This is a genomic window from Polaromonas sp. P1_G4 (assembly GCF_056405475.1).
This window is the reverse complement of the sequence record NZ_JBFUCA010000347.1, coordinates 1-4,533: the sequence shown is the minus strand read 5'-3', so window position 1 is coordinate 4,533 and position 4,533 is coordinate 1. Positions and strand designations below refer to the sequence as shown.

Annotated in this window: 6 protein-coding genes; 2 read left to right on the top strand and 4 right to left on the bottom strand. The window is 63.3% G+C overall.

What is annotated here, in order from left to right:
• The 4 genes from AC1D1X_RS16220 to AC1D1X_RS16205 all read right to left on the bottom strand — a co-directional run.
• A partial coding sequence (locus AC1D1X_RS16220) for an ATP-binding cassette domain-containing protein (RefSeq protein ID WP_477698654.1) occupies positions 1-153 on the bottom strand: 153 nt, incomplete at its 3' end.
• Positions 150-971: an ABC transporter permease gene (locus AC1D1X_RS16215; RefSeq protein ID WP_477669943.1), complete on the bottom strand. Its 822-nt coding sequence runs from the start codon at positions 969-971 to the stop codon at positions 150-152. The genes AC1D1X_RS16220 and AC1D1X_RS16215, both read right to left, overlap by 4 nt.
• Positions 968-1,912 (bottom strand): ABC transporter permease, encoded by a 945-nt coding sequence (locus AC1D1X_RS16210; protein WP_477669942.1) that lies wholly within the window; start codon positions 1,910-1,912, stop codon positions 968-970. The genes AC1D1X_RS16215 and AC1D1X_RS16210 overlap by 4 nt, the downstream gene beginning before the upstream one ends.
• Before the next feature lie 32 nt (positions 1,913-1,944).
• Positions 1,945-2,844, bottom strand: coding sequence for an alpha/beta hydrolase (locus AC1D1X_RS16205; protein WP_477669941.1), 900 nt, complete (start codon positions 2,842-2,844; stop codon positions 1,945-1,947).
• 221 nt (positions 2,845-3,065) lie between these two features.
• Here AC1D1X_RS16205 and AC1D1X_RS16200 point away from each other — a divergent pair, with 221 nt between their 5' ends.
• Positions 3,066-4,016 carry a LysR substrate-binding domain-containing protein gene (locus AC1D1X_RS16200; protein WP_477669940.1) on the top strand — a complete coding sequence of 317 codons (951 nt, stop codon included), beginning with the start codon at positions 3,066-3,068 and terminating at the stop codon, positions 4,014-4,016.
• Between the two features lie 49 nt (positions 4,017-4,065).
• Positions 4,066-4,470 (top strand): DoxX family protein, encoded by a 405-nt coding sequence (locus tag AC1D1X_RS16195; protein WP_477669939.1) that lies wholly within the window; start codon positions 4,066-4,068, stop codon positions 4,468-4,470.
• Positions 4,471-4,533 lie beyond the last annotated feature (63 nt).

The following is a 4,533-nucleotide window of genomic DNA, read 5'->3' as shown; positions in this document are numbered from 1 at the left end:
GGCCCGGGCCGCCTGGGTCTTGCCGCTGCCGGATTCGCCGACGATGCCAACGATTTCGCCGGGTGCGACGGTGAAGGACACATTGCGCACGATTTCGCGGCCGCCCTTGCCGATGGAAAGGCTTAAGGCCGAGACATCCACAAGGTGGTTCATTCGACGCCCCTCATGCGCGGATCCAGCAGGTCGCGCACCGCGTCACCCAGGAAGTTGATGCCCAGTAGCGTGAGCGCAATGCACAGGCCCGGGAAGATGGAAAGGTAAGTTGCCTGCGCCATGAAGGGCCGGGCCGCGGCCAGCATATTGCCCCAGGTGGGCGCGGGCGGCGGCACGCCCAGGCCCAGAAAGGACAGCGAGCTTTCCGCCAGGATGACCCAGCCGAACATCGAGGTGGCCAGCACGGTGAGCGGCGCCACGCAGTTGGGCAGCACATGGCGGAACATGGTGTACAGCTCTGAATTGCCGAGCACGCGGGAGGATTCGATGAATTCCTTTTCGCGCAGCGACATTACCGTGCCGCGCACGATGCGCGTGACCGAAGGCGTGTAGGCCAGGCCCAGCGCCAGGATGATGCCGTACTTGTTGGCGCCGAAAACGGCCAGCAGCGCGAGCGCCAGCAGCAGGCCGGGGAAGGCCAGCAGGGCGTTGATGAAGGCCATGATGATGCGGTCGGTCCAGCCGCGCACAAAGCCCGTCAGCACGCCGATGGCGGTGCCGATGGAGATGGAGAACAGCACGGTGAGGAAGCTGATCCACACGCTGTTGGAGGCGCCGGCCATCAGGCGCGAGAGTTCGTCGCGGCCGAACTCGTCGGTGCCCAGCCAATAAGTGGCGCTGGGTGGTTTGAGGCGTGCCAGAAAATTGATCTTGAGCGGCTCGTGCGGCGTCCAGAAGAAGGCCAGCACGGCCGCCGCGAGGATCAGGCCCACGATGACGAGGCCGATCAGGGCCTGAGGGGTAAGGAATTTTTTCATTCGGCCAGCACCCTGGGGTCGAAGATCGGATAGCAGAGGTCGATGACCAGGTTGGTGATGACATAGATCACGGCAACCAGCAGCAGGCAACCCTGGATCACCGGGTAGTCGCGCGCGAAGATCGCGTCGACCAGCAGGCGGCCCAGGCCGGGAATCGTGAACACGGTTTCAACAACCGCCACGCCGCCCAGCAGGTTGCCCAGGACGAGGCCGATCAAAGTCCAGGTCGGGCCGAAGGAGTTGCGGAACGCATGGTGCACCAGCACAGCACGCTCCGACAGGCCCTTGGCGCGCGCATGCGTGATGTAGTCCAGCCGCAGCACTTCCAGTGTGCTGGCCCTGGCCATGCGGATCAGCACGCCGATTTCATGCAGGAACAGCGTGAGGATGGGCATCAGCAGGTACAGCAGGCCCGACTTCCAGTCGCTCATGATCGAGACATAGCCGACCACGGGCAGCCATTCGAGCTTCAGGCCAAAGAAGAGCAGCAGCAACAGGCCGAGCCAGAAGGTAGGGATGGACACCAGCAGGGTGGCGGTGCCGACCAGCATCAGGTCGGGCAGGCGGTTTTGCTTCCACGCGGCGATCATGCCGGCGGGCACCGCGACCAGGGTGGCGAAGAGCACGGCAATCAGCACAATCTGCGCGCTGACCAGGAAGCGGCTCAGCACCAGTTGCAGCACGGGTTCGCCGGTGTTGATGGAAACGCCGAGGTCGCCACCCAGCACGTGCCGGCCCCAGATGCCGAACTGCACCGGCCAACTCTTGTCGAGCCCGAGCTGGGCGCGCAGGTCAGCCAGGCGTACCGGGTCGGCCAGGTCGCCCAGCAGCAGCTGCGCCGGGTCGCCAGGGATGAGCCGGATCAACACAAAGACCGCCACCGCCACGATCAGCAGGGTCGGTATCGCCATCATCAGGCGGGCCAGCGCGAAACGTAGCATGGTCAGTCTTCAGGTTTGGGGTTGACGTGACATCACTGGGCCCGGCCCGCCGCTTTTTTCCGGATGGCGCGCAGCACGGTCGCGAGGAAGTCCTGCACCGTGTCGACGCAGGCCAGGCCGTCGTGGGGAACGTTGTCGACCAGGTCCAGCGTGACGTTGACGCCGGCCTGCACAAAGGACTGGCGCAAGGTCTCCAGCCGCTCGGGGCGCGTGCGCCCCGCGTCATTGGCGCCGGCCATGTAGAACTTGCCGCCTTCGCGGTGGGTGATCTCCCAGGTTTCCATGTCGGCCTTGCCGGCCACCATGTGCACCGGCAAGGCTTTGAGGGCCGCAAGGTTCAGCGGTTTGCCGAAGCGTTTTTCGAAGTCGCGCACGCCCACCCACCAGTCCTGCTGGTGGTCGATGAGAGTCACCGAGCCTGGCGCGCCTATGGAAAGCGCCCAGAGGCGCTCGGGGTGTAGCAGGCCGAAGCGGTTGACGAACTGGCCGCCGCCGGAATAGCCAAAGAGCGCGAACTTTGAAAAGTCGCAACCGAACTTGACGGCTACCTCGTCGACCATGCTGAGCAGGATCTGGTCGTAGCGGATGTCGGCTTCGCGCAGGTGCTTGAAACCGTCGCGGTTGCCGTCGCCCTGCGGACCGGCCGGGAACAGCGGGCACAACACGATGCAGTCATTCCATTTGGCGAAGGCGGCGAAGGCGTCGCGGTATTCGGTGAAGGCGCGGCCCGTGCCGTGCACCACGACCACCAGCTGCATGGGCTGCTTTGACTCACCCAGGTGCGGCGGGGCATAGGTGCAGTAGGAAAAGCGCGGGTCGGTGCGCGACGCAAAAATCGTGCTGTGGCCCAGGTCGTAAATGGCTGCCGCCCGTTTCTCCCCAAATGAGAGTGGTGAAGCCGTGCCGGTATTCGCCAGGAGTGCATCAGACATAAATCATCGCCCCAAAAAACAAGCCATCCAAGCGGCCGGGCTGCTGCTGCAGAAGCCCGGAAAAGCCGCGCGTTTCGAGGGAGATGCGCCGTTGCGGCGGGAGACATGTGTCCGTCACACAACCCTGTTAAGGCGGATTGTTCTCCATCCGGTTTGAAAAATATATCTATATTATGTTTTGAGATGCTAAAGTTATTCTTTTGTATTGGGGCGGTGYGCGCATGAGCACGATCCGGTTTTTGAAGACCTTTCTGGTTGTCGCACAGGGCGGCTCGTTCGCCGCAGCGTCCGATCGCGTCGCGCTGACACAGGCCGCGGTGGGGCTGCAGATGCGCGCGCTGGAGACCGAGCTCAAGACCGTGCTTTTCGAGCGTTCGGGGCGCGGTGTGGTGCTTTCGGACGGGGGCCGCGCGCTGGTGGCGCATGCGGAAAAAATCGTCGGGTACTACGACGAGATGCGCGAAGGCCTGGACGGCGAGGGAGAGATCGCCGGCACCGTGACGGTGGGCTCCATCGTCACGGCGATGGGGCTGCTCTCAAACACCGTCGTCAGGATGAAGCCGCTCTACCCGCGTCTTAATGTGCGGCTGGTCATGCAGGAGTCCAGCGGCCTGGCGCGCAGTGTCAAGAGCGGTGAACTCGACGCGGCGGTCTTCGTCGACGACTCGCCGCAGGAGCGAAAGGGCATGCGCTGGACGCCGCTGTACACCGAGCCGCTGACAGTGGTCGCGAGCTCCCAGGCAGCGCCGCCGGGCACCGACTTCAAAAAACTGCTGCGTGAGCAACCCTTCCTGCGCTTTGACCGGCGCACGCCCAGCGGCATCCGCATAGAGCAGACCTTGCGCAAGCTGGGCCTGGTGCCGCAGGACTTTCTGGAGCTCAGCTCGCTCTCGGCCATCATCGACCTGGTGCGCCAGAACGTCGGCGTCACCATCGTGCCGCATGTCAAGAACGCCGACTGGGCCAACGATGCGCTTCTGCGTGTGCTGCCGCTGCCGGGCCGGCCACCGACACGGCTGATCGGCATGCTGGAGCAGGGCAAGCGCGAGCACATCACCTCGGTGATCCGGCAGCACCTGGTTCAACTGCTGACCGAGAAAAGTTCGGCGAGCATCGCAAGCCCCGCATCGGGTGGCCCCAAGTCCCGGCAGAAACTTGCGCAGCGGCACTGAACTTTTTTGCTACAGGCCTGTCAGACACCCTTTTAACGGAGGGAATCTCATGGCCTTTGCCCAAAACGACCAACTGACTTCACGCGCACTCTCGGTGCTTCGCATTGTTTCTGCTTATTTGCTTATTCAGCATGGCACAGCCAAGCTGCTGGGCTTTCCCCACGTGGCCTATTTCGACGGGCTGCAGGTGTTGTCGCTGATCGGCTTTGCCGGCATTCTGGAGCTCTTTGGCGGTGCGTTGCTGTTGATTGGGCTGTTCACGCGGCCTGTGGCGTTTGTGTTGTCGGGCTTGCTGGCATTTGCCTATTTCATTGGCCATGCGTCTAAAGGCTTTGTGGCGGCGCCGATGCTGAATGGCGGCGAGTCGGCCGTGTTGTTCTGCTTTGTGTTTTTGTTCTTTGCCGCTGCCGGCGGTGGTGCATGGAGCGTTGACGCGCTGCGTTCGCGGAAGTAAGCAAGACGCCAACCTCGGTGTAAAGCCGGTGCATCCTTTGCGGGTGCGCCGGCTTTTTCACGC